The sequence below is a fragment of the Paenibacillus barcinonensis genome, assembly GCF_003217495.1.
In the GTDB taxonomy this organism is placed as follows: Bacteria; Bacillota; Bacilli; order Paenibacillales; family Paenibacillaceae; genus Paenibacillus; species Paenibacillus barcinonensis.
This window is the reverse complement of record NZ_QJSW01000032.1, coordinates 13,087-36,564: the sequence shown is the minus strand read 5'-3', so window position 1 is coordinate 36,564 and position 23,478 is coordinate 13,087. Positions and strand designations below refer to the sequence as shown.

At 47.7% G+C, this 23,478-nt stretch carries 25 protein-coding genes; 15 read left to right on the top strand and 10 right to left on the bottom strand.

The genetic code is table 11. The features are described from left to right. Nucleotides 1-20: 20 nt before the first annotated feature. Entirely contained in the window at nt 21-989 is a 969-nt protein-coding gene (locus tag DFQ00_RS26775) for a helix-turn-helix transcriptional regulator (RefSeq protein ID WP_110899481.1), read from the top strand. A 249-nt stretch (nt 990-1,238) separates the two neighbouring features. Here DFQ00_RS26775 and DFQ00_RS26770 read toward each other — a convergent pair whose 3' ends face one another. Both DFQ00_RS26770 and DFQ00_RS26765 read right to left on the bottom strand, forming a co-directional pair. Then, on the bottom strand, nt 1,239-2,189 hold the full coding sequence (locus DFQ00_RS26770; RefSeq protein WP_110899480.1) for an aldo/keto reductase: 951 nt from the start codon (nt 2,187-2,189) through the stop codon (nt 1,239-1,241). 99 nt (nt 2,190-2,288) lie between these two features. Further along, nucleotides 2,289-3,293 (bottom strand): Gfo/Idh/MocA family protein, encoded by a 1,005-nt coding sequence (locus DFQ00_RS26765; RefSeq protein WP_110899479.1) that lies wholly within the window; start codon nt 3,291-3,293, stop codon nt 2,289-2,291. Nucleotides 3,294-3,410: 117 nt separating this feature from the next. Here DFQ00_RS26765 and DFQ00_RS26760 point away from each other — a divergent pair, with 117 nt between their 5' ends. The 3 genes from DFQ00_RS26760 to DFQ00_RS26750 all read left to right on the top strand — a co-directional run bounded on the left by DFQ00_RS26760 (nt 3,411) and on the right by DFQ00_RS26750 (nt 5,563). Beyond that, a complete protein-coding gene (locus DFQ00_RS26760; protein ID WP_110899478.1) occupies nt 3,411-4,250 on the top strand; it encodes an AraC family transcriptional regulator in 840 nt (279 codons plus the stop codon). Nucleotides 4,251-4,452: 202 nt separating this feature from the next. Continuing rightward, nucleotides 4,453-4,860, top strand: coding sequence for an Rrf2 family transcriptional regulator (locus DFQ00_RS26755; RefSeq protein WP_110899477.1), 408 nt, complete (start codon nt 4,453-4,455; stop codon nt 4,858-4,860). A gap of 250 nt (nt 4,861-5,110) precedes the next feature. Continuing rightward, a complete protein-coding gene (locus DFQ00_RS26750; protein ID WP_110899476.1) occupies nt 5,111-5,563 on the top strand; it encodes a nuclear transport factor 2 family protein in 453 nt (150 codons plus the stop codon). A gap of 297 nt (nt 5,564-5,860) precedes the next feature. Here DFQ00_RS26750 and DFQ00_RS26745 read toward each other — a convergent pair whose 3' ends face one another. Continuing rightward, nucleotides 5,861-7,231: an MFS transporter gene (locus DFQ00_RS26745; RefSeq protein ID WP_110899475.1), complete on the bottom strand. Its 1,371-nt coding sequence runs from the start codon at nt 7,229-7,231 to the stop codon at nt 5,861-5,863. A 207-nt stretch (nt 7,232-7,438) separates the two neighbouring features. Here DFQ00_RS26745 and DFQ00_RS26740 point away from each other — a divergent pair, with 207 nt between their 5' ends. The 4 genes from DFQ00_RS26740 (at nt 7,439) to DFQ00_RS26725 (ending at nt 11,592) form a co-directional block, all read left to right on the top strand. Beyond that, complete coding sequence (locus DFQ00_RS26740) at nt 7,439-7,762, top strand: ArsR/SmtB family transcription factor (RefSeq protein WP_110899474.1); 324 nt, start codon at nt 7,439-7,441, stop codon at nt 7,760-7,762. A gap of 373 nt (nt 7,763-8,135) precedes the next feature. Further along, nucleotides 8,136-8,324 carry an aspartyl-phosphate phosphatase Spo0E family protein gene (locus DFQ00_RS26735; RefSeq protein WP_110899473.1) on the top strand — a complete coding sequence of 63 codons (189 nt, stop codon included), beginning with the start codon at nt 8,136-8,138 and terminating at the stop codon, nt 8,322-8,324. Between the two features lie 499 nt (nt 8,325-8,823). Beyond that, nucleotides 8,824-10,503, top strand: coding sequence for a DUF6138 family protein (locus tag DFQ00_RS26730; RefSeq protein ID WP_110899472.1), 1,680 nt, complete (start codon nt 8,824-8,826; stop codon nt 10,501-10,503). A gap of 66 nt (nt 10,504-10,569) precedes the next feature. Next, nucleotides 10,570-11,592, top strand: a complete 1,023-nt coding sequence (locus tag DFQ00_RS26725) for a formylglycine-generating enzyme family protein (protein WP_110899471.1) — start codon at nt 10,570-10,572, stop codon at nt 11,590-11,592. A 214-nt stretch (nt 11,593-11,806) separates the two neighbouring features. On the opposite strand, the gene DFQ00_RS26720 is transcribed toward DFQ00_RS26725, so the two are convergent. Continuing rightward, complete coding sequence (locus tag DFQ00_RS26720) at nt 11,807-12,916, bottom strand: stalk domain-containing protein (protein WP_110899470.1); 1,110 nt, start codon at nt 12,914-12,916, stop codon at nt 11,807-11,809. A gap of 200 nt (nt 12,917-13,116) precedes the next feature. Between DFQ00_RS26720 and DFQ00_RS30230 the strand changes: the two genes are divergently transcribed. Then, the gene (locus DFQ00_RS30230; RefSeq protein WP_279630437.1) at nt 13,117-13,239 is read left to right on the top strand and encodes a hypothetical protein; all 123 of its coding nucleotides are present in this window, start codon (nt 13,117-13,119) and stop codon (nt 13,237-13,239) included. Nucleotides 13,240-13,254: 15 nt separating this feature from the next. Here the strand turns inward: DFQ00_RS30230 and DFQ00_RS26715 are convergent, their stop codons facing one another. Further along, the gene (locus DFQ00_RS26715) at nt 13,255-13,464 is read right to left on the bottom strand and encodes a hypothetical protein (protein WP_110899469.1); all 210 of its coding nucleotides are present in this window, start codon (nt 13,462-13,464) and stop codon (nt 13,255-13,257) included. Nucleotides 13,465-13,802: 338 nt separating this feature from the next. On the opposite strand from DFQ00_RS26715, the gene DFQ00_RS26710 reads away from it, so the two are divergent. Continuing rightward, the gene (locus tag DFQ00_RS26710) at nt 13,803-15,443 is read left to right on the top strand and encodes a copper amine oxidase N-terminal domain-containing protein (RefSeq protein WP_110899495.1); all 1,641 of its coding nucleotides are present in this window, start codon (nt 13,803-13,805) and stop codon (nt 15,441-15,443) included. A gap of 94 nt (nt 15,444-15,537) precedes the next feature. On the opposite strand, the gene DFQ00_RS26705 is transcribed toward DFQ00_RS26710, so the two are convergent. After that, nucleotides 15,538-16,167: a nitroreductase family protein gene (locus DFQ00_RS26705; RefSeq protein WP_110899468.1), complete on the bottom strand. Its 630-nt coding sequence runs from the start codon at nt 16,165-16,167 to the stop codon at nt 15,538-15,540. Nucleotides 16,168-16,291: 124 nt separating this feature from the next. On the opposite strand from DFQ00_RS26705, the gene DFQ00_RS26700 reads away from it, so the two are divergent. From DFQ00_RS26700 to DFQ00_RS26680, 5 genes are all read left to right on the top strand, one after another. Beyond that, nucleotides 16,292-16,642 carry a winged helix-turn-helix transcriptional regulator gene (locus tag DFQ00_RS26700; protein ID WP_110899467.1) on the top strand — a complete coding sequence of 117 codons (351 nt, stop codon included), beginning with the start codon at nt 16,292-16,294 and terminating at the stop codon, nt 16,640-16,642. A gap of 125 nt (nt 16,643-16,767) precedes the next feature. Continuing rightward, nucleotides 16,768-17,220, top strand: a complete 453-nt coding sequence (locus tag DFQ00_RS26695; RefSeq protein WP_110899466.1) for a disulfide oxidoreductase — start codon at nt 16,768-16,770, stop codon at nt 17,218-17,220. Nucleotides 17,221-17,276: 56 nt separating this feature from the next. Next, nucleotides 17,277-17,726, top strand: a complete 450-nt coding sequence (locus DFQ00_RS26690; RefSeq protein ID WP_167433851.1) for a FixH family protein — start codon at nt 17,277-17,279, stop codon at nt 17,724-17,726. An 88-nt stretch (nt 17,727-17,814) separates the two neighbouring features. Continuing rightward, entirely contained in the window at nt 17,815-19,302 is a 1,488-nt protein-coding gene (locus tag DFQ00_RS26685; protein WP_110899464.1) for an alpha/beta hydrolase family protein, read from the top strand. 32 nt (nt 19,303-19,334) lie between these two features. After that, on the top strand, nt 19,335-19,736 hold the full coding sequence (locus DFQ00_RS26680) for a MerR family transcriptional regulator (protein ID WP_110899463.1): 402 nt from the start codon (nt 19,335-19,337) through the stop codon (nt 19,734-19,736). Between the two features lie 189 nt (nt 19,737-19,925). On the opposite strand, the gene DFQ00_RS26675 is transcribed toward DFQ00_RS26680, so the two are convergent. The 4 genes from DFQ00_RS26675 to DFQ00_RS26660 all read right to left on the bottom strand — a co-directional run bounded on the left by DFQ00_RS26675 (nt 19,926) and on the right by DFQ00_RS26660 (nt 23,324). After that, complete coding sequence (locus DFQ00_RS26675; protein ID WP_110899462.1) at nt 19,926-20,603, bottom strand: M14 family metallopeptidase; 678 nt, start codon at nt 20,601-20,603, stop codon at nt 19,926-19,928. A 109-nt stretch (nt 20,604-20,712) separates the two neighbouring features. Then, on the bottom strand, nt 20,713-21,681 hold the full coding sequence (locus DFQ00_RS26670) for an ABC transporter ATP-binding protein (protein ID WP_110899494.1): 969 nt from the start codon (nt 21,679-21,681) through the stop codon (nt 20,713-20,715). A gap of 69 nt (nt 21,682-21,750) precedes the next feature. Continuing rightward, nucleotides 21,751-22,551 (bottom strand): ABC transporter permease, encoded by an 801-nt coding sequence (locus DFQ00_RS26665; protein ID WP_110899461.1) that lies wholly within the window; start codon nt 22,549-22,551, stop codon nt 21,751-21,753. After that, nucleotides 22,548-23,324, bottom strand: a complete 777-nt coding sequence (locus tag DFQ00_RS26660; protein ID WP_110899460.1) for an ABC transporter permease — start codon at nt 23,322-23,324, stop codon at nt 22,548-22,550. Before DFQ00_RS26660 ends, DFQ00_RS26665 begins: the two co-directional genes overlap by 4 nt. Nucleotides 23,325-23,478: the final 154 nt, after the last annotated feature.

The following is a 23,478-nucleotide window of genomic DNA, read 5'->3' as shown; positions in this document are numbered from 1 at the left end:
AGAGCGAGGTGAGAAAACGAATGTATGAGTGGCAGAAGCAAATCCAAATCATCGTTGACGAGATTGATCAGTGTATTCAACAACGGAGTGTTGAATCCATAACGTTGCAATATCTTTCTCGTAAATTAGGTTATTCCGAATTTCATACAACGAGAAAATTCAAGGAAATATCGGGTGTGCCATTCAGAGATTATCTACGGTATAGAACATTGGCCTTTGCACTAAAAGAGGTTCGAGATAGTGAAAAAGGCCTTCTGGATATTGCTTTTCAATATGGTTTTTCATCCCATGAGGCATTTACCAGAGCGTTCAAGACGACCTATGGTATAACGCCAAGTGAATATCGTAAAAAACCAACTCCTGTCGTTCTTCGTACCAAGATAAACGCGTTTGACCGCTACTTTTTAGGATTAGGGGAGATTGGAATGATCAAGTCCACTGATGATATTAAAATGTATTTCGTAACGATTCCCGCACACAAGTTTTTGCATATTAAAAATGATGAAAGTAATGGGTATTGGGATTTTTGGCAGAAGCAAAATCGGATTCCAGGACAGGATTTCGAAACCATTACCGGACTTCTTGATAGTATTAAGGGCAAACTGGATGATGATGGAGGGAGCGAATCGAATAGTAGTGCCGGTCAGATTATGGCTTACCTGAACGATCCGAACGGCAGACGCTGCGATTGGGGCATTCCACGTACAGAGTGTTACGGTGTGCGTCTTCCTTTGGATTATAAAGGCGAAGTTCCCCCACAAATGCTTATGATGGAGGTTCCAGAAGGCGAGTATGTTGTTTTTGAACATGGGCCATTTGATTATGAGCAGGAGAATCGCAGTGCGGAGGAGAAGATCGAAAAGGCGATGACGGCGTTTGATTTTACAGGCTCTGAATATTGCATGGATACTTCTTCGGGCAGGATCACCTACTTATATTTTAATCCCGACCAGGCTTTAAAATATATTAGGCCAGTACGGAAATTGTAACGTGTAGACGGATTGGCTAGTAGTGGCGTTGTGCGGAGGCTACCCCATTGACAGCACAGAGCATCGGAGCGATGAACACGTCAAAAACAGTGGAACCAGAGCAGATAAGAGAACTGTGCTCGGTCCCGCTGTTTATTGTTTTTTCATGATGAATGACGTGGTTACTTCCTGTGATCATGTTCGCAAAAATATCACTTCAGATGGCTGATAATGGCTCGCTTCAGGCTGTTTGAAGCTTCAGTATCATTTTTATACACCTGCCGGTTTGACCTCACTCGCCAGATCAATCCAGGCGATCTCTTCGGGGGTCAGGATGATACGTGAGCCTTCGTCACAGGAGAGCAGCTCAGCCTGATTCTGCGCTCCGATCAATGCGCAGGTCGGGAAGGACTGATTCAATACGTATGCCAAGGCAATCTGAATCGCCGTTGTGTTCTTCGATTCAGCCAATTCCCCGGCACGGCGCAAGCGTTCCCAGTTGCCATCGCTGTAGAATACACGTACCAGGTCAGCGTTGTCTCGTACCTCAGGCGTGAAGCGTCCAGTGAAGAAGCCGCGAGCCTGCGAAGACCAGGACAGGAGCGGCAGTTTTGTTTGCTCATGCCATGCGAGCGTCTCGGCATCCGCTGACACACAGCCTGCCCAGAATGGCTCGTTCGCCTTGGCGAGACTGAGGTTCGGGCTGCTGAATGTGAATCCTTTGAGACCGTGGGAGGCGGCATATGCGTTAGCCTCTTCTAACCGCTGCCAGGTCCAGTTGGAGGCGCCGATGGCGCCGATTTTTCCAGATTCGATATGTTCGTTCAGTGCCTCCAGAATTGCAGCCACAGGTATGTTCGGATCGTCCCGATGCAGCGCATATAGCTCGACATGCTCCGTTTGCAGGCGCTCCAGACTGTCTGTCAGGTCACGGCGAATAGCATCCGCGTTTACGCGCGGGCCGTTCTGATCATGGTGTGCCCCTTTGGTGAGAATGACCATCTGGTCGCGATTGCCGCGTTCCTTCATATAACGTCCCAGAACCTCTTCACTCTGTCCGCCGCAATAGATATGTGCAGTATCCACCGTATTGCCACCGATCGCGAGGAACGCATCCAGGTTAGTCGCAGCCTTCTCATAAGCATCATGCACGAAATAGTCTGTTCCTTTAATTAAGCGGGAGATACGTTTGCCTGCACCGGCAATATCAATATATTCCATAGATAAACCGTCCTCTCTTATATAAGGGTAGTTTGTTTTAGAGCATTAATTTCGTCCTAAATCATAAAGTGTGCTGTATGCAGTACCTCCGTCTTTGCCTCACAGCGTGATTCGTGTACGTTCTTCTGCTGAGCGAAGGCAAGCTTCGAGCACTTTCATATTGGCCGCCGCGTCGGAAGGAGCGAAACGAAGCTCTTTACCCTGAAGTACAGCACGAGCCATATCGTCACCTTGCAGAGCGTAGTGATTGACCTGCTGCACTTCAACCTCACGGCGTTCCCCACCTGATGTAACAAAAAAGTTGGAACTGCTATCCTGATGGGCAATATAAGCAGAAGGTACTTCAATAATCCCGTCAGATCCAAGCACCTCCAACGTATTACGGAAGGCTGCCCACATGCTGCTGTCAAAGGTAACGCCAATATGATTGTCGAATTCAAGCAGACCCGACGCCATCATGTCCACCTGGTCATGCTCCGGGGAGAACATGCCGATAACGGTTACTGCCTTCGGCTCCTGTCCCAGCAGGAGGCGAGCTGCACTAATGGAATAACAGCCGATATCATACAGTGCGCCGCCGCCCCACGCCTTGCGAAAACGCACGTTGCCGGATGAACCGGAATTGTTAAACGAAAACGTACTGTGAATGCCGCGAATTTCACCAATCTCACCGCTGGCGATGATATCTCGAATCTGGTCATAACGCGGATGATGACGGTACATGAACGCTTCAGCCAGATGCACGCCTGCATCTGCACAAGCCTGAACCATTTCGAGAGCTTGCTTTTCGGTGAGAGCCAGCGGTTTTTCACATAAAATATGCTTGCCTGCCTGTGCTGCGCGGATCGTCCATTCCCGGTGCAGATGGTTCGGCAGCGGAATGTAAACGGCATCAATTGCATCGTCCTCTAAGATTGCTTCATAGCTGCCGTAAGCCTTTTCAATACCAAGTTTATCAGCGGTTTGCTGTGCTTTATCGAGATCCCGGCTGGCGATCGCGGTCACCTCGTTCAACTCTGATTGCTGTAAGCCAGGAATGACGGAACCTATTGCAATGTTGGCGCTGCCAAGAATACCCCAGCGTAACTTTTGAACAGAATTCATAACTTGTTTCCTCCTGTATTTGAATGTATATTGTGATTATAATGAATAGCTGAATGAATTAAAATGATAATATATTGAATTTGATTAACACAATATTGTTTAATGGAGTGAACCACTATGATGAGACAGACGGTGCTCTTGACCCTGCAGGATATTCCCTATTTCTGTTACCCGGAGTCTGTCGGACATTATACGGACCATGAACAGCATGCCGTATTACGAGAGGCCGGCGTGCTGAACAATTTTAATATTCACTATGTTGCAGCCGGTAAAGGGTATGTGGAGGCAGATGGTGTGGTGCATGAGCTTAGGGCAGGTCAGGCAGTGCTCTACTTTCCACATCAGCGGCAGCATTATTATAGTAGTAAAGACGAGCCTTGGGACGTGCGGTGGGTGCATTTTTACGGGGAACGTCTGCATGATTATATGCTGGAGCGCGGGCTGCATCGCAATTTGTTATGGACGCTAAGACAGCGTACGTCCTGGGAGGAGGCTCATCTGGCGCTGCTTGACGAGGCCGAGCAGAACAAGATGCTTCGTCCAGCACAGCTGTCGACGCTCACGTATGCTTTACTTGCTGAATTTGTGCAGCATGCCGTGCCGCTCAAGAACACACGCGCAACAAGCAAAACGGAAAGCCGGGTGCTGGCGTTACTGCCGCAGATGCAGCAGGAGGCATGTGAGCCTTTTTTGTTACAGGACTGGGCGGATCGCGCAGGGGTGAGCACGTATTATTTTTGCAAAATATTTAAAAATGCCGTGGAGATGACCCCACTGGAGTTCATTACGCGCTCCCGGCTGCAGATGGCGAAGCAGTGGCTGCTTGAACGTCCTTCGGACAACATCGGGCAGATTGCGGAGGAAGCGGGGTACCCGAATGCCAGCTATTTTAACCGACAGTTTATGGCGCATGAGGGCATGACGCCCACCGATTATCGGGGACTGTATCACCATTAGGGCATACGGAATACCCAACCTTTCATTTGAGCGGATTGCTCCTGTACGCCTCATCTGGATACTGACAACGAAGCATTGATATCGGACCATTCATTCGGAACGGCGTGCTAGTCTGTGTACAGGCTGGTTGTTTGTTTGACAAGGGCGTTCAATCAGGTCTATTATGGATAAATTAAATCCGTATACAATGAGGTGTGCTCTCATGAAATATTCCAAAGCGACAAACTATGCGCTGCATACGATGCTGTATCTCGTCAGTACAGCGCCTGAGCAGCTGGTTAGCGTGCATCAACTGGCTGATTTTCAGAAAGTGTCTCCAACATACCTGTCCAAAATTCTCACCAAGCTAGTGAAGGCGGGCATGATTGAATCCACATCTGGTGCCAATGGCGGTTATCGGCTGAGCCGCAGGAACCCTGATCCGTCTTTTCTGGAAATTATTCACGCGATCGAAGGCCGGGCCTCCTTGTTTGAATGCTCGCAAAACCATAATGCCGAATGTTTGATTCAGCAGGTGATGGTTCAGGCTGAGGAAGAGATGGAGAGTTTCCTGCATCATAAAAAGATGTCCGAGCTGGCTTCTCAGATGAGAAATGCCTATTCGCTGTGATGCCCCTAGACATCACAAGCCTGCTATAACAGACGGATAATCAGTCTTCTGTATTCAGAATATTATTTGTAATCCCCCACATTTCGTCAGAGATGCGGGGGATTTTTCATACGTGAAAGGGTGTGCTGCCACTGAATCAGACCAGGCAGAACAGCCGGTCTAGTATTTCATGAAGACGTAGTGCTACAATAAGGAAGATACTTTCTATACATACTTGATTGCAATCTCACATCTCTGGAGGGAAATACTTATGAGTCTAACGACAACGATGACCGAATTGGAGCAGCTGCTGGCTCTGGAGCAAATTCGCAATACCAAGGCACGCTACTGCCGTTATATTGATACGAAAGCCTGGGATGAGCTGGGTGAGGTTTTTGCACCGGATGCCGTTGCCGATTTCAGTACGGAAGGGAATCCTATTCCGGTTTTGACTGGTCGTGATACGATTGTGCAGGTGTTCCGTGATCTTGTAGACCCGGCGGTAACTGTACATCATGTGCACAGTGGAGAGGTAGAATTTGTATCGGATACGGAGGCAAAAGTCATCTCGCCTATGGAGGACTGGGTGACGTTTCCTGAAGGCAATGAGAACAAATCCTTTCACGGATTTGGGCATTATCACGAGACATTTGTGAAGATGGACGGACAATGGTGCATTCAGCATACTAGCTTGAAACGTCTGCGACTGGATTTGTTTGAATAATATCACATGGTTGCACCGGAAGTTATTCCTATCCTGAACTGGCTTTAAGGTGTACGCGCAAGCGGATATAAGCTGATTGAGGGTGTCGTCTACGTCCAACGTTAACAAGTCATGCTTTCTTTCAGCTGTACAATATAGAGAACAGGGCTGTTCCTAGTCATCTGCACGGACTGATGGGACAGCTTTTTTGTTATATCAGAACACACCATCTATCAAATGTAAAAAAAGAAAAAACCAGAAATTCTGTCTGAAGACAGAGCTTCTGGTTCAAACGGGACAGGGCAAGTCTCCCGGCCTTTAGCGGGTTACTTGTGGTTTGCGTGACTGCATTCGCAAATACATTTGCGAAAAGATTACAGATGCGAGGCCAACCGCAGTCATGCCCCAGAAAATAAAGCTATAAGCCGAGGATAGCTGCATGTTCTGCATCGCGGTCAGGGCAACCCCGGTTACCGCTACGCTGAAAGCACCGCTGAAAAATTGACTGAGCTGGAACAAGCCCATGCCTGCGCCCACCTGATCCATGGACAGATTACCCGACAACTCGTTGGATACACTGGTCGTCAAGGAAGAGAAACCAACACTGAGCAGCATATAGACAACCATGATGGCATAGATGCTGTGGTCTGCAAACAGAGCGAACAATCCGGCCGCAGCCAGCAGCAGCCATGGAGCATATTTTAACAGAAGTGTGTTGCCATGACGGTCAATCATACGCCCGATGCGGTTGGACAGCAGCATGGATATGAGTGCACCAGGGAAAATAACAAGTCCCGACTGGGCAGGTGTCAGTTCATAGAGATGCGCGAGAACCTGCGGCAGCAGAAACAATGTGGCAAAATTATTGATATACGATACAATGCCCAGCGAGCTGAGAATCATATATTTCTTGTCTTTGAAAAGTGAAGGCTGTACAAACGGATCTGCGGCGCGGCGAATACGGAGCCAGAACAGCAGCAGTGCACCTACCCCAACAATGAGAGTGATGGCCTGACGTGAGGTCAGGAATAACAGGATACCGGTGGTACCAATGGCAAGCAGGATTGCGCCGAGCAGGTCGAATGAGCCCTTTTGCGGCATTTCCTTAGGTAACAGCTTATAGAATACAGGGATCAGAAACAGCGTTAATCCTGTAACGATAAACAGATCATGCCAGCCCAGAAACTGTGTAATGCTGCCTCCAAGTACGGGACCCAGTCCAAGACCGAGTGAACTGGCGGACATGATGACAGCCATGGATTTGCCCCGTCGATCATTCGGGATATACCGTGTAATCAGAACGATAGCGAGACCGGGAACAGAAGCTGCACCTGCAGCCTGAATCAGACGGGCAATAAGCAGTATAATAAAGTGATTGCTGAAGAAACCAAGCACAGATGCGGCTCCGAGCAGCGTAAGTCCGGTTGTAAACAAGGTGCGTATCGGCACAAAGTCCGATAACCGTGAGAATGTAATCGAGGAAATAGCAAATACAATCGAATAGCCCGTAACAATCCACGAAGAAGCAACGGATGTCAGCTTGAATTCGGCCGCGATTTTGGGCAGAGCGAGATTAAACATCATCGTATTCATCACGACGAGTATAACGGTGAAACCAAGCAGTCCCACAATCAAACCTTCCTGTAGTCCTGTCCGTTCCTGCGGAGATGCGGTTGCGGTGTTGTTCATAAAAAACCTCCTAGTATGATGTGCATTTCGCAATATTTCAGAAACGGCTTGTAACATTTGCAAAATGGTGTATAGTCTCAGCCCTTGTGTCTCACAACAAGGGATGCCTGCGAAATTATATAAGTTCGATTGGTATCGAACATTAGAAATATATCATGAATTTGTGATAAAATACAATGCATAGTCTGTAAAAAAGGAGACGCACGTATGAAAATTTTACATCATCCACAAGTGGCTGATATCGAGCTGTCCTCTGTGCTGTATGCCCTCAGTGATCCAATCCGGCTTGGGATTGCAGCCGAAGCGGCGAGAAGCGGTGAGCAGCCATGCAGTCATTTCCATGCGCCTGTTGTGAAGTCCACGATGTCGCATCACATCCGCACCTTACGGGAGGCAGGTGTTATTCGGGTCAGAGTACAGGGAACTCAGCATTTTCTCACCCTGCGGTCTGATGATCTGGAGGCACGTTTTCCAGGGCTACTGCAGCCTATTCTGCAAGCCGCGGCACAGAGCAATATAGATCCGTCTTGAGCAATGTCCTTTCTTCAGCATGAAGAGGGGGCATTTTTTGTTGTCTCTGATTGATCGTAGCGAGAGACGGTACGTTATCCATAGATGGAGGAATCCCTGATGGTTGCATGTTAATGATGCGACATTCTATGTTGTCCCAGCGCTTCTATAATGAGGGTGAACACACAAATGAAACACCAGAAAGGCTTTAAGCCGATCTGGTGTTTTTTCTGTTATCTTTTGCAAGTTAACGGTATAACATAAAATCTCTATCTTGATAAAAAAATAAGTTAAAATTCCAGATTAGGGTAATCTGAAACGGATTATGTTCCGAATATTATAATAGATAGTCATTTTTGGATAGAAATTACACAGCGTGACAGGGGGCGGCATGATGGTACGGAACTCGAAGACCCTTCAGGAATGTATTGAAAAGGCAAGGCAGAGACTTTATCATATTGCGAGTCAGTATACCGATTTGCAGCACCCGGAAGTCATTCGTCAGTCGATGGAGCTGGATGAATTAATTAACGAATACAACGATGTCAAACGGTTTATTTCACAATCAAACCATCATAGCTAGGGTCAAGTGTACGAACGGATGACGGAACCTCTTAGGAAAGTCGTCGTGTTCTTCGTAGAGCGGCTCCTCTTCTTTTCCAAACTGAAAAAAGTTGTATATTACATACGCTGAATCATTTATAGCATGAATGATTTTTTTCAGAGCGAAGGCTCTCTGGTATGAATGTAATCATACGAAAGTCGGACAAGTTCAACATGGATTTCATATTTACACCGAAATGGGGCTGCAAGCGGCTCAATTCGGTGTTTTTTTGTATTCATCCGAGTTTTTACGCCAGAAGAATAGCTGCGAATTCAGAATTCGATAGGGAACAACCGTGCGTAAGACTTATTGTTGCCGGTGTATTTAAGCATGTAAAATAAGAATTGATATGTAACATTACTGCATATTTTCTATCCGTTCATCGTCAGATGTAGATTTGCTTGAATATAGGAAGAACGATCGTAGTGTCTCGGCACAACATACATACAGTACATCACACGGGAAGGCAGGAGAACAGATGACAACAAAGGTGGAGCAAGCGCTGGAAGAGATGATTGAGGCGGTTCATGAATGGTTTGATGAACAGGCAAAACGTACAGATTTGCAACAGACCTTGAAACGAACGACACTGCAGATGGGCATATTCGATGACATCTTCCTTTTATATAAGCCCGGAAGAACCGTTGTGGACAGTCTGGATATGGGATGGGACGAAGGCTCCTTTTTGACACAGAACATTCGTTTTACAGAGGAAATGGTTCGCACTGAAATTCAACCGCGGCTGGTTGAGGTGGTTCAGGAAAGAATGGCGGAATGGGTGGATACGCCGCTGATAGATTACCGCTTTATCTTTCGCGGAAAATTCCCTGCAAGTGATGGCATGCTGAAGCTAACGCTGCTGGAGTATGTCAATCAAGAGAAAAGACAGCTACTGCTGGATCGGGTACGTACTTATACAGAGCAGAAGCTGGAAAATGGCATTCATCCGACCAAGCCGCTTGAAACACATTTTTTGGCAAGTCATCTGCTTGATCCCGTACTGTATCCTGCTTTGGATGCGGCATGGATCATCAGACAGTATGAACAGATTCAAACGTTGAATCGGGAACGGAAGGAAGCACTTGCAGAACACCGCCATACGATCATTTATGCCTTGACGTTATGGGCGGAGCGGCAGTTTCTGCCGAAGTATTTCGACGTACAGACTTCAGCATACCGTGAGAATGAATACACCTTGAAAAGTGCAGAGCAGCTGGAGAGACTGAATCAAGATCAGGCTGAGGCTCAGAATTCCATAGATTTGCTGTTATATGCGGCAGTGCTGATCTTACGTTTTGAACCCAGCTACAGCAAGCCGAGGGGGCTCAAGTTTCTGGAGCTGGCAAAGCAACTAGGCAGTGAACAAGCGAAGCGTATGTTGACAGAGGGCAGTGGTGCCTATCCACCAGAAGATACGTATGTCCAGACGAAGCAGGTGGAAGGCCAGGCCAATGATGTCTTTGCCCGGATTACGATCCAGATTCGTGAAGAGAGCCCGGAGGCATATCGGCAGGCACTGGTTTTTATTATTCGTTTGCTGGAGCAGGGCTTTCCGAAAAACTATCATATCAAGCTGAAATCCAAGGCGAAGCAGTATCTCCCAATCAAAGGTCTTGCCAAATCCGATACACATCGTTTCTTCGCGAATGCTCTACAGTACCCTGAACTGCATCCTCTTCTGGAAACATATGCACGAGCAGCCATGCAGCAGTTTGAGTTCTATGCAGATACCGAAGGCGAAAAAAACGGTATGCCGGGCAGTTATGCTGCCTTTGGGCTTGGGCTTGAGAACGAGCAGTTTTTTGCTTTAATTAATGACTATATGGATCAGGTGGACGATGAGCATCAGATGATCCAGGACAAGTTTATCGCTGCGTTTGTTGAAAAATACGGGGTAACCGCACATTCCATGCCCGTTCTGGTCCATAGTCTGCGCCGCTCAACCGATGGCTTGAAGCTGAAGGTGCTGCCGGAGTTCGAGCACGAGGAGAAGCTGGCGTGTCTGCTTGAACAGGTGCAGACGCTGGAAGCGTTTGAAGTCGAGCGTGTGCTTTACCCGATCTTCGGCAAGCTGGAGAAGCTGGTCACTTTGGCGCGCAAAGCGGGCGGAAAACGGAAGGAATTGCTGCTGTCGTTGGCACAAGCTGCGGGCAAGTGAGCGTTCAGGTGAGTCAAAGAAAATTGTACAGACTCAGATGTAGTCATAAGGAGAGGGGGAGCCGGAATGAAGGCATTAACGAGGAGCGTCTGGCAAGAACTATCCGAGCAGGACAAGCAGGGATGCATGAAACGAATCGAGCTGATGCTTCCTGAAGGGATGCGGTATGAGGGACTGAAGACGTTTGAACGATTCGGACAACGTACAGAGACGGGGGTGTTCACACACGAGGGGGAGCGGTTCGTATTTGTTCCGGGTGATCAGGTAACCCTTGGCTGGGAACAGTGGCAGCACGGAATGGATGAAGCAACCTCGGTTGATTTTCAAGAAACGGCTGACACCCAAGGCATAGAGGACGTGCAAGCCTTCCTGACCAGCCAGATGTCACCCGTGAGAGAAGTTACCATAGGGCCGATGCTTGTAGAATGCGAGACGATCTCACTGGGCTGGATTGAAGTGTCGGAGGAGGAGGCGTTTGCTCAGGAAAATGAGGATTTTCCTGAAGCGCTGGCGCAATTCAAGCAGTCCGGGTTGAATGAATATGAACTGCATTTGCAATTTCGGATGGTCCGACATCGTGAAGGAGATATCCAAATTTTTTGGTTTAATGAAGGGATCGACCTGGAGGATGTTGTGAAGGAAGAAACAGCGGCCGGGTTTGGTTTGCTGACCGAGGACGAGTGGGAGTATATCTATGGAGGCGGCTGTCGTACGTTATTCCCTTGGGGTGACAGCTTTGATTATACGATGAGATTGAGGTATTTCGGAAAACTCAACGACCAACCCGCTGCAGCGAATTCATATGACTTGGAGCTGCCCAATTTTTTTGGTATCCAGTTTAGGGGAGACCCCTACAAGTATGAGCTTACGCTGGCTGCAGACGGTGAAGTAATGCCTAAAGGCGGGGATGGCGGCATGCTCGTTTGCGGGGGAACAGGGCCATTGCTTGGCTTCCTGCCAGCAGCTTCCGTATTTTTTCGCGACGAGAACGTTGATGAGCTGGACTGGGAGGAACTAATGGACGCCCTGTATTATCGCCGGGTCATCCGTTTGACGGATGTGAAGGTGGATGAGATACCGGAATCATAAACAGGGGGCCCGCAATGTATGAGGAAACCTCATATCGCAAGGCGTGGTATATCAGTGGATCATTAATTGTTTAGTTGGACCTGATTCAATATGTAAGGTTTAGATTACAACGATTAAGCTTTCCTAGACAAAAACACACATCAGATCGGCTATTAAGTCTGGAGAACGTAAGGGCCGAAATGATGCGTGTTTCGTTATTTTTGTTTATTTATATTTATTTCACTTTTTGCACAGCTACTGCCATTTGCTCCAGTTGAGTATGCGTCAATTGGTTATTTGGCGAGCTGAGCGTGACATAGCGATCATCCAGCTTGAAAGAGAGCATGTCAGTGTTATCTGGTGTGTACCATTTGGCAGATACGCCGTTAGGCAGTTTTACCGTTTTGCCATCGTAGCTGAAAGAATAGTCTCTTGGAGATATCGTTACATTCATGCGATTGAATACAAAGTTCACGCCATCTCCGCCTGCACCCACACTTTTGAATGCATCTCCAGCAACCATATGCTGCGGTGCATACGCTGCCGTAAAGCCATCAAATTTGGCAAATGAGCTGCGAATATTGTCCAGCTGCTGTTTGGAGTAGTTTACATTTTCGTAGGCTGTGATGCCTTGATCGTTGCCGCTGTTCACTTTTTGTACAGAGACAGCCACTTGCTGCAGTTGGTCTTGGGTAAGCTTATGATCTGGCGAGCTAAGGGTGACATAGCGATCATCAAGCTTGAGGGTGAGCATGCCTGTATCACTTGGTGTATACCATTTTGCACTAACGCCGTTGGACAGCTTTACTTCTTTGCTTGTATAACCATCCGAATAATCTCTTGGAGAAACATCCACCCTCATATGGTTGAAAATAAAGCTCACACCATCGCCGCCAGCGGCTACGCTTTTGAACAGGTCACCTGCCGTCATCTGTTGCGGAGCATACGCTGTCTCAAAGCCATCAAATTGAGCGAACGCTTTGTGAATCGCTTCTTTCTGAGCAGTGGTATACGTTATGCTCGTCAAAGCCGATGGATTGCTGTTATTTAGACTACCGATGATTACTTGTTTGTTAGCGCCATCGTACGTTACGGGCACATGCAGCGCTTCGGCAAGTGCGCGAACCGGAAGATAAGTCGAGTTGTTATACGTGATAGGGGCAAGCTTAGTACCGTTGTCATCTGTTGGCGCGTAAGCTGCACCGTCTACGTTAAAGCTGATTCCATGATTGAGATAAGCGGAGATTTTCTCCAGCTGTGTTCCGGCGAATACCCCGGCTGCTCCTGTTAATGTCATACCCAGCACCATCACCGTAGCTACGGATTTCTTCATGTTCTTTTTCATATCGTTTCTCTCCTTCAATTCGGTTTATTTTTGTCTTGCTGTTCCTTATGGCTTTATATTACCCCCCGAACTTATCCAGAATAATTCTGAATTATCTCCAACTTGTAAACATGTGTAACCATCTTGTATGTATGTCAGCTTGCATAGTATGAACTTAGGGAAATTGCCCGAAATGAGACACGGAGAAAGGTGGAGATCGCATGAATAAACACGGTATTGAAGAGTTATATGAAAAGGAGAGGGGAGTTGTTACCTCCCCAATGATGGAGTATATGAAGCAAAGCATGGAGAGACTTGCTGTATTTCAAAATGTACTGCGTTAGTGGGGATGTCGAGCATCATCCATTGTACACATACAAAATCAATCCGCCTATGCCCAGTACGACAGCACCAACGTATACATATGTAAGTTTGCTCAGATTTTGCTTCGTACGACGATCATATTCAGGATTGCTGAAGCGATTGGCTTTGGAGTTTCCGATGATCAGAGTAGCAATTCCTCCAAATAAAGCGATGCCGATGATCAATGCATAAGGCAGCCAAGTCATGAGTGAGCCTCCTTTTCCAGCCGGGGAATGAGTTTGCTTCTATTGTATCTCAGGTTTACTCGCAATGTAAGCTATAATTGAGAAATATAGGAAAATGTATTGAGGTTTTACAACATATTAAGTTTCCACCGGGCTTAGATTCATTAAAACTTTAATTTATTTTTATGATATAAAACATAGATATATCAAGCGTTTGCGGCTTTCGTTATCGGAAGCTGCAATTTTTTTTGCCTGCGAAGTGATCCAGATTTGCGAACCCTGCGTTACACCTCATGAAGACAACGACAAGGAAAGAAAAAATACTTGAAACCAACCCAAGGAGTGAATACACAATGAAGATGAAGATGAAAACATTTATTGCACCTGTACTTAGCTTGTCCCTGTTGATGCCGGGAATCGCGGGAGCTGCTGCTGCCCCTCAGGCATCCACGTCCATGACGATGATGAAGGCATCGGTGAATACACCTGCCGCTGACCTGAGAGCAAACCTCGATCATTTGTTGTCTGAGCACTTTGCTCTTGCAGTAACGGCGATGGCGAAAGCTTATGACGGAGCCAAGGATGCAGACGCCGCGTACAAAGCACTTGACCAAAATGCACTGGATATGCAGCCAGCCATTGCTTCCCTTTACGGTGAAGCGGGTGCCAAAGAATTCGAACGCATCTTCCGTGCACATAACAAATACACTGACGATCTGGTGAAAGCAACGAAGATGGGTAACCAGGCTGGCATCAAGCAGGCTCAGGATAACATCAACGGATTCGTGGATGAGTTCTCTACATTCCTGAGCGCAGCTACAGAAGGCAAACTGCCGAAAGACGCAGCAAAACAAGCATTGAAAGTGCATGAGGATCTCGTGCAAAAAGTATTTGATGAGTACGTAGCCGGAGATTACACCGATGCTTACAAAGCTTATCGTGAAGGCTTCAAGGAGATGTTTGACGTAAGTAAAGCTCTATCCACTGCAATTACAACGCAAATGCCTGAGAAGTTTAACAACACCAAAGCCGATACGAAAGCAGCTGATCTGAGATCTGCACTTAACCATCTGGCTTCCGAGCACTTTGCACTTTCCGCTCTGCAGATGCAGGAGCAGTATGATGGACGTACAGCAGCATCGAATGCTCTTGTAACAGCAGAAGCTGGCAATACAGCAGACTTCAAAGCAGCTATCGCTTCTATCTATGGTAATGAAGGCGCCAATGCGTTTGAGAAAATTTGGGTAACAAACCACGTTAACGCTCAAAGCGACTATGTTAAAGCTGTCAAAGATAATGATGCAACTGCACGTGCAGCAGTGCAAAAACGAATCGACGGCTTCACAACGGAATTTGCCACATTCCTGGATGCCGCAACAGCAGGAAACCTGCCGAAGTCCGCAGCACAGCAAGCGCTGACCACACATGAGAACCAGGTGCAGAAAGTGTTGGATCAATACGCGGCAGGCAACTATGATGCTTCTTACACTACCAATCGTGAAGGTTACAAAGTGATGTTTGGTGTAGGTCAAGCGCTGGGCAACGCGATTGTAACTCAGTTCAATGACAAGTTCCAAGAGACGACGCCAACAACACCTGCACCAACACCAGCACCAGATATGACAACCGTTTGGATGAAGCTGAACAGCAAAATGCTGAAAATTAACGATAAAACAACCAACATGGACACTACACCTGTGCTGTGGAAAAATACAACCTACATCCCGCTGCGTTTCCTGAGTGAAGGCATTGGTGCAACGGTGAAATGGGACAAAAAAGCACAGCAAGTTACTGTCATGGCTGGTGACGATACCCTTGTATTCTGGGTGAACAACACCGTTATGGAAGTGAACGGCATGAAGAAAAACGTAGGCTCCACCGTGTTTGTAAACAAAGATGGACGGACTCAGGTTCCACTTCGTTTCATTGCTGAATTGCTTGACTGGAATGTGAAATGGGCTCAAAAGGATGGTTCCATTACGCTGACCAAAGCTATGTAAGCTGAGCAGAATCTAGTTATGAACGATATTTATATTTAATAATAGCCTTATATCAAAGAGCTGCCCCGCATGGGGCAGCTCTTTTCAAGGTTAATCAGGCAGAGATATGATTGTGATACATAATCTTCTCAACAGGATGACGTACCGTTTGATGTCCCTCTTTGATGCCTTTGCCAACCGCAATCAACATAACATCCAGATACCTGTCCGAAATATTCAGAGCGGATTTGAGTTCTGCAGAATGATACCCAGACATCGTAATGGTTTGTAATCCGGCCTCCTGGGCGAGCAGCACGAATGACATCGCAGCGAGACTTACATCACGGGTGAGTTCAATCGCAAGCTCCTGCTCTGTTTTGGAGGCATAATACTGGATGGCGGCATCGGTCAGAAAATCCCGGCGTGACTCGTCATAGAAGCCGGCCTGGAAGCCCTCTTCAAGAATAGAGGTAATGTTGTTTTTAGCAAACGCCTCGTAGTCTCCCAGCATCAGGATTAAGGCAGAAGCCTCCAGAACCTGTTGCTGATGAAAGGCGATAGGCAGTAGGGTAGTTCTTAATTCGGGATCATCAATCACAAGGTAACGAGTGGCTTGAATATTATTCCCGTTCGGTGATTTACTTGCCAAAGCGATAAGTGTACTCAGCGTCTCCTCGTTCAAAACGTAATCTGGATCGAAATGTCGAACGGAACGTCTTTTTTCCAATAGGGTCTGTACTTGCATGGGATCATCTCCATCGTTGTTATTTAGAGTCTGTTTGGATTATAGTAGACAGCAGCAGAGAAGAAAATAACGCACATTAAAGTGGCCTAGCAACCTGAAAGTATCTATTAGGAGGAGAAGCACGTTGGTGAAATATAATACTGGAATTAATATTTTCATGGATATCGCAGGTGGGAAGTGGAAGTGCCTGATTTTGTATTTCTTGAGTCAAAACGTGGTAAGAACGAAAGAGTTCTATGAATTAATACCTGGCATTACCCAGAAGGTCCTGACAGAGCAATTGAAGCAATTGGAGAAGGATGGATTGGTTTCCAGAGAGGTGTTCAACGAAATTCCTCCCAAAGTCGAATACAGCCTGACAGAACTGGGCCAGTCCTTTGTGCCCGTATTAAAAACGATGTGTGATTGGGGCAACAGGTACGCAGAGATGAACGGAAATCCACGGGATAAACGTATCCAATGTGATCAAGGGTGATCCTTAAATTCCAAATATTTGATATAATTGCTGTGTAGTGACTCGATAGAGGGCATACATAGGTGGAATGCACAGAATAAACGTACGATAATCCAATATGAATGAAGAAAGAGGAGGACAGAGGCATGAGTGCAGCATCCCATTCAGAGCAGCCCGCCAAATGGGCAGAAACCCGGTTATTTATCGCCTGGGCTGTGTCTGTAATTGCAACCTTGGGAAGTCTTTATTTAAGCGAAATCAAAGGCTTTCTTCCATGTGATTTGTGCTGGTTCCAGCGCATATTTATGTATCCATTAACGATCCTGCTCGGCATTGCGTATTTCAAGGATGACGTGGGCATTGCCAAATACGTGCTTCCGCTCAGCTTTATCGGAGGGGGTATATCCTTGTATCACGTAACGATCCAGCGTATTTTCTCGGCTACAGGCAACGCGGTGGCCTGCGGCAAGGTACCTTGTTACACCGATTACTTGAACTGGTTTGGTTTTATTACAATTCCACTGCTGGCTTTGATCGCATTTGTTATCATTATTGTGATGTTATGGGGAATTGGCAGAACATCTAAACGTTCTTCTTAACATTTTCTATTGAAATCTTCTTCTTAAATCTGGATATGTGGAAAGGAACTGTGGTGATGAGGGGACAAGCTCGCTGGTTTATGCCTGTGGTCATACTCATGCTGGTGTTTATCCTGCCCGGATGCTCCTACACGGAGCAATCTGCGTCAGGCGAGATGCCGGAAATGATTCGAGTGAAGCTGATGATGCCGGATCAGGCAAAGGTGAACGAAGAAGTTGCCTTGCAGATCAAGCTGACTCAGGGAGAGAAACCTGTAAATGATGCCGATCATGTACAGTTCCAAATATGGAACGAACAGAATGAGCCTGCAGCACCTGCTGCTGAGCAAGGTATGATGAATGCTGATGAGCTTGAGGCTCGCGGGGCAGTAAAGGCGAGTGCAGTAGGTGACGGTGTGTATGAGGTGAGACATACGTTCCAGGAGCCAGGGGTATATGTTGTCCAGGCACATGTAACCTCAGGTGCAATGCATACGATGCCGCGTGCGAAGGTAACCGTCGAATAATGGGTACAATTTTATAATTCAATCCTTGACCTTGAAGTATGCTTCAAGGTTTATTCTTGTTGTATCAACAACGTTTGGAGGAAGAATAATGAGATTATTCGAATGGATTTTCGTGCTTGTAACGATAGTCGCAGCGCTTGGTTTGCCATTTTATCCGAAACGGAAGAAGCTGGCGACAGGTATGCTTTCCGCTTTGATTATCGCCTTTTTGCTGCATGCTGTTATAGATTCACTACGGGTGATGCTGCTGCCATCCTATATTGTTGCGGTCATCCTTTTCATCCTATTCATCTTTCGACTGATGAGATCATCCCGCAGGGGCGCTGGCCTGACATCGACACCATATAAGAAGAGATCGAGAGTGCAAACATGGCTTCGAGGCCTCCTGATCTTTATTCTTGCTGCCTTCTCGGGTGTAGGTTCAGGCTTGCTTACTCGATACTTCCCTGCATTTACGATGCCTGAGCCGACCGGACAATTCGCTATGGGTACCTTTTCGCAGCGGCTTGTGGATGAGTCCCGCGAAGAGACGCTCTCGCCTGAGATCGGAGACAAGCGTGAACTGATGATTAATGTATGGTATCCGGTAGATCCGCAAGCGGCAAAAGGCATCAAGCCCGAATCCTACCCCGCTGAGCTGGGGGAAGCGATCAGTCTCGTTTTTGGCATCCCGCCCAAGGTGTTCAGTTATCTGAATACAATTCCGACACATGTGGTGAAAGGGGCAGCGATGTCCAAGGCAAACAGCACTTATCCTGTTGTTTTGTTCTCCCCCGGTGTGCGTTCGGCTCGCTTCCAAAGCATGACTGCGGTTGAAGAGCTGGTAAGCCATGGATATATCGTTGTGGGTATGGATCATCCTTACACGTCAGCTCAGGTTACCTTCCCGGACGGACATGCTGTCTCTTATGAAGCTGGACCCAAATTCGCTACGTCGCAAGAGCTGTATCAGTATAATGTGGAAGGGGTAGGCATTCGTGCAGCAGATGCGCGCTTTGTGCTCGATACGCTGGAACAGTGGAATGTGAATGATCCTAATCATGTGCTGGAGGGCAAGCTGGACCTGAATCATACAGGCATCATGGGGCATTCTTATGGCGGGGCCACAGCAGCCGAAGCGCTCGCACAGGATGAACGTTTACATGCCGGGCTTAGTCTGGAGGGGGGATTCTGGGGCACCGTCTCCAAGACAGCGTTGAAGCAGCCTTTTATGTACATCATGTCGGGTGAAACCGCCAAAAGCTTTGATCCAAAAGCTTCAGCCAAAGATAAAGTATTTTATCCCGAATTTGAGCCTGATCTGAAACATGTGATGACAAGTAGTCTGAATGACACCTATTTTTTGACGGTGGATGGATTTTTCCATCAGAGCTTCACCGATATTGCTTTGATCTCACCGCGTCTGTTTGCCAAGCATATGCCTGCGGAGCATAATATTGATATTACGCGAAGTTACGCGCTCGCCTTTTTTGACCGTTATTTGAAAGGGGAAGCACAACCACTGCTACAGGGGAGCTCAGCGAAATTTCCTGAAGCATCCTACGATCAAGAGTATACAAAAATACGTAACAAATAAGCAGATTAAGTCTAACCAAAGGGGAGATCGGTGTGCACACCATGACAAGAGGCCAGTTAGCCAAAAGAACAGGGGTAAGTATGGCAACGCTTCGTTATTATGAGGATAGTGGCATATTGCCAGCTCCGCATCGCTCCTCTAACGGTTATCGCGTGTATACCGAGGATTATCTGGTTAAAGTGAAATTTATCAAGGATGCACAGACACTCGGGTACTCCCTGAAAGAAATACAGGAAACACTGGGGCTGCTGAGCCAGGAGGATATGGAAAAAGACACGCTAAAGGCCCTTGTTCGTGAGCGAATTGCCGATATTGAGCAGCATATTCACCATCTGAAGCAGATGCAGAAACACCTGGCTACATTGCTGCACACACCCGAGGACGAAATCGACAGTTACATTCAATCGTTCAGAGTAAACAGGAAAGAGCCGTGATAACGGCTCTTTTTGCTATTATGGAGCCAGTTAGCAGTTGAGCAAGCAGCAAGTGAAAGGAGAGCACAGAGGAGGAAGGAGCACCACCAGAGAGGAGCACCTTATATGCTTTTATACCAAAAACAACGACCTCTACTGCGAATCTAATGCCTGTATTCAGGTGTTCTGCTCAGGAGATAGTTGATCCAGTCATGACATACCCGCTTCACGCAGAAAATGATGCACAATCTGCGTCTGATACTTGATGCGTACAGCGCGTTTCAGGCTCCAGCACGTTTCAACGGTAACCGACTTCGCTTTCATCAGCCTTGAAGCAGCAGTACGAGCAGAACCCGGCAGTTCATGCCGCTTCAGATTAAAATGATACTTGTGAACCGGGATGGATCGGTTCATACGTTCAATGATTTTTCGGCAAATCGCCACACTGGAGCTGCCCGGATTGGTGATCAGCGTTTGTCCAAGCACGCGTGGACTGAGCTGTGAGAGGCCGTTGGCTTCATGCAGATCAAGCCACCAGTCGGGCTGATGCGCACGCGCAAGCTGGAACACGGCGGCAGCCAGTGGATGCTTGGCTTTGCCGGATTTATGGCGGGGGAACGTACGATTCAGGTCGGGCTTGCCTCTTATTTTTTTCGCATATGCCTGCTGGTTGACTCTTGGTACAATAATTAAAGTTCCGCGATGAATCACATAGCGCCCTGCTATATAGTCATCTGCAAGCTTCTGCGCAGCGGCCATGCTCGCCGTTTCATTGCCATGAACCCCGGAAGTAATCATCATGACAGGCCCAGGATTCATTCCACGAACGATGTAATAGGGCGCAGCATAGACGCTTGACGCGGCTAGAACATGTCTACTTACAAGCATGATCCTCACCTCCGTTACTACAGTACGTCATGTCCTGCTTTCTTGTAACGGCGTTCGAACAGGCCTGTATCCCGTTTCACTATAAAATAGGCCAAACCTGGACTAATCATCAATATACGTTGTGAATCACATCCTCAAAGTCTGGTTCCTTCATCTCGATATCGTCAATCTCTCCCCACTGCTCCAGCTCCTTCAGAATGTCCATCGTACGCCATTCCTTCCGATTTACCAGTGCAGTCAGCACCTGATCGTCCATGCTTGTAACCTGAATGGCAGAAGGCAGCGTATTCGGCAGCTGAATCTGTCCACGGAAGGCAACACGGATCATGGTAGGCAGGCCGATGGTATCCCGCAGGGAGGAGATCGTACCGTCATAGGTCAGCTGCCCATGGTTGATGACCATAACGCGGCTGCATAACTGTTCGATATCATCCATATCGTGGGTGGTGAGCAGAATGGTTTTGCCAAACTCTTCATTTAATGTGCGCAGAAACTGGCGAATGTTCCGCTTGGCGTTTACGTCCAGCCCAATCGTAGGCTCGTCAAGGAAAAGCAGCTCCGGATCATGCAGCATGGACGCTGCCAGATCCGCTCGCATCCGCTGCCCGAGGGAGAGCTTGCGAACGGGGGTTGCCCAGAACGATTCGAGGTCCAGCAGTTCAGCGAACTGGGACAGCCGTTTTCTTTTGATCTCGGCACTTACGCCGTACATTTCTGCCAAAATATCATACGAATCCTTCACGGGTAAGTCCCACCAGAGCTGGCTGCGCTGTCCAAAAACGACCCCGAGCTTTCGCACTGTCCTGCGCCGTTCCTCATGTGGATTCATGCCGCCCAGCCGCACCTCACCCGCAGTGGGGTGAAGAATGCCTGTCAGCATTTTGATCGTGGTTGATTTACCAGCCCCATTCGGGCCGATATAACCGACAAATTCACCTTGCCGGATATCAAAGCTGATATCTCGTACCGCTTCTTTGGTCACAACCTGGCGTGAAAACAAGGTGCGCACCCCTGAGAAGCGTCCTTCCCGCACGACAGGGGTTTTGAACTCTTTTTGCAGATGGCGTGCCGTAATCATATTCATCTGTGTTTCGCCTCCTTGTTTTAACTGACTTCGATTAAATAAATTCAAACTGATTTCAATAAACTAACTGCCTGTACTCTGATATTTGGTCATGCCGAAGGCCCAGAACCGTAAACTTGCGGCCAAGCATAATAGAGCTATTGCAGCAATCAGTGCCAGCACCCAAGCACCGCCTTCACCGCGCAGCAGGTAGAGTGCCGGAATATAGTTGACGAAGCCCACGGGAATAACGATGAGCAGCAGACTGGACATCCATTTGGGATAAAGTGTGAGCGGGTATTGAGCCGCTGTACGGGCGGCATCCTCTGTGATGACCTGCAGTTCCTCGATACGTGTTGTCCAGAAACCAATTGTTGCTGTAGCGAGTCCGATGGAAAAAAGTATGATGGCCCCCGTTACGATAACAAACAAGGAGAGTGGAATGACCGTCCATCCGATCTGCCCGCTGTTCATCATTCCCGACAGCGACCAGCAGAGAATAAATCCGCCCTGAAGCACTTCACCCACCATCAGGCGAAAATTTTGTGGCAGTAGTGCGAGCAGTACGGGCATGGGGCGTGTCAGCAATTGATCCAGTTCACCGCCTACCAGATATTTTTCCAGATGATGCACCTCGTTGCCGAATGTACGGTACAGCGTTTTGGATAATGTCATGATAGCGAAGAGATAACCGACCTCATGTAACGACCAGCCCTTGATCGCGCCGAACTTGTGCAGCACCAGTGCGACCATCAGAAACTCGGAAATTTGAATAAGTGCGGCCAGAATAGCCCCTAGCACAAAATTGAATTTATATTGCATCCGGCTGCGGATGCTTGTGCGAATGAGTATTTTATACAAATGAAACCAGGAAACTTGCTTCATCCGCCCTGCACCTCCACTTTACGACGTAATACTTTGGTTATAACGAGGCAGAGCAGTGTCATGAACACACACCAAAGCAAGGTTCCCCAGAGCAAGGAGCCATCCTCAAAGCCTAGATAAATTCGGGTAGGAACATAAAGTAAAAATGGATAAGGGGACAGCCAGGCCAGTTGTTCCAGCCACTTCGGTAGCCATTCCAGCGGAATAAAGAAGCCGGCCATCAGGTTCATTAGCGCATGATTGGCCCAGTGCAGCCAGGATGACTCTGTGGTCCACATGGATGTGACACCAATAATGTAATTCATACAGATGGACAAGTATGCGGCGCCGGCAAGGGCAAGTGCGGCATATGCGAATGTCCAGGCCTCTGAAGGCCATTTCAGGGAAAAAACGATGGAGTAGAGCAGGTAGATGGGAAGACTTTTGTACACGAACTGGTAGGCGATCTGCCCCCATTCCCGTGCCATCAGGTGGAAGAACAGATGTACCGGACGCATGAGATCCAGTGCAATCTGCCCTGTCCTGACACTGAGCGGGATGCCTAGTCCGTTGGTCATGAACCCTGAGATCCAGAGTGCTGATTGGGTGAATGCAATGTAGCTGATCATGCCCTGTACTCCGTATTCTCCAAGCTGGTGGTCGGCCCCGATGCCGATCCAGAGACAAGCATACATGTAGCCAAACATGGCGCTTGCCAGGTTATGTACCAAGTGTGCCCCGCGATATTGCAGGTTTCGTGCGTAGGCCTTGGAAGCCAACGTAAAATAAAGCATATGACACCTCCGATAAGTGGATTGAACGGCGGACCCGTTCACTTCAGTCAAGGCGAAAAAGAGAGAAGGACAACAGCATACCAATTTATTCCTTCACAGGCAAGACATTTTTTTTACGAATACTGGAATATAAGGTATTGTTCATGAATGTGCC

Bases quoted from the DNA above. Each gene is read 5' to 3' on its own strand.
- DFQ00_RS26740 (WP_110899474.1), top strand. From the start codon at position 7,439: ATGAAAATTTTACATCATCCACAAGTGGCTGATATCGAGCTGTCCTCT.
- DFQ00_RS26665 (WP_110899461.1), bottom strand. From the start codon at position 22,551: ATGAAGCAAGTTTCCTGGTTTCATTTGTATAAAATACTCATTCGCACA.
- DFQ00_RS30230 (WP_279630437.1), top strand. From the start codon at position 13,117: ATGAATAAACACGGTATTGAAGAGTTATATGAAAAGGAGAGGGGAGTT.
- DFQ00_RS26695 (WP_110899466.1), top strand. From the start codon at position 16,768: ATGAGTGCAGCATCCCATTCAGAGCAGCCCGCCAAATGGGCAGAAACC.
- DFQ00_RS26775 (WP_110899481.1), top strand. From the start codon at position 21: ATGTATGAGTGGCAGAAGCAAATCCAAATCATCGTTGACGAGATTGAT.
- DFQ00_RS26715 (WP_110899469.1), bottom strand. From the start codon at position 13,464: ATGACTTGGCTGCCTTATGCATTGATCATCGGCATCGCTTTATTTGGA.
- DFQ00_RS26725 (WP_110899471.1), top strand. From the start codon at position 10,570: ATGAAGGCATTAACGAGGAGCGTCTGGCAAGAACTATCCGAGCAGGAC.
- DFQ00_RS26685 (WP_110899464.1), top strand. From the start codon at position 17,815: ATGAGATTATTCGAATGGATTTTCGTGCTTGTAACGATAGTCGCAGCG.
- DFQ00_RS26670 (WP_110899494.1), bottom strand. From the start codon at position 21,681: ATGATTACGGCACGCCATCTGCAAAAAGAGTTCAAAACCCCTGTCGTG.
- DFQ00_RS26730 (WP_110899472.1), top strand. From the start codon at position 8,824: ATGACAACAAAGGTGGAGCAAGCGCTGGAAGAGATGATTGAGGCGGTT.
- DFQ00_RS26675 (WP_110899462.1), bottom strand. From the start codon at position 20,603: ATGCTTGTAAGTAGACATGTTCTAGCCGCGTCAAGCGTCTATGCTGCG.
- DFQ00_RS26705 (WP_110899468.1), bottom strand. From the start codon at position 16,167: ATGCAAGTACAGACCCTATTGGAAAAAAGACGTTCCGTTCGACATTTC.
- DFQ00_RS26760 (WP_110899478.1), top strand. From the start codon at position 3,411: ATGATGAGACAGACGGTGCTCTTGACCCTGCAGGATATTCCCTATTTC.
- DFQ00_RS26720 (WP_110899470.1), bottom strand. From the start codon at position 12,916: ATGAAAAAGAACATGAAGAAATCCGTAGCTACGGTGATGGTGCTGGGT.
- DFQ00_RS26750 (WP_110899476.1), top strand. From the start codon at position 5,111: ATGAGTCTAACGACAACGATGACCGAATTGGAGCAGCTGCTGGCTCTG.
- DFQ00_RS26755 (WP_110899477.1), top strand. From the start codon at position 4,453: ATGAAATATTCCAAAGCGACAAACTATGCGCTGCATACGATGCTGTAT.
- DFQ00_RS26765 (WP_110899479.1), bottom strand. From the start codon at position 3,293: ATGAATTCTGTTCAAAAGTTACGCTGGGGTATTCTTGGCAGCGCCAAC.
- DFQ00_RS26735 (WP_110899473.1), top strand. From the start codon at position 8,136: ATGGTACGGAACTCGAAGACCCTTCAGGAATGTATTGAAAAGGCAAGG.
- DFQ00_RS26690 (WP_167433851.1), top strand. From the start codon at position 17,277: ATGAGGGGACAAGCTCGCTGGTTTATGCCTGTGGTCATACTCATGCTG.
- DFQ00_RS26770 (WP_110899480.1), bottom strand. From the start codon at position 2,189: ATGGAATATATTGATATTGCCGGTGCAGGCAAACGTATCTCCCGCTTA.
- DFQ00_RS26660 (WP_110899460.1), bottom strand. From the start codon at position 23,324: ATGCTTTATTTTACGTTGGCTTCCAAGGCCTACGCACGAAACCTGCAA.
- DFQ00_RS26710 (WP_110899495.1), top strand. From the start codon at position 13,803: ATGAAGATGAAAACATTTATTGCACCTGTACTTAGCTTGTCCCTGTTG.
- DFQ00_RS26745 (WP_110899475.1), bottom strand. From the start codon at position 7,231: ATGAACAACACCGCAACCGCATCTCCGCAGGAACGGACAGGACTACAG.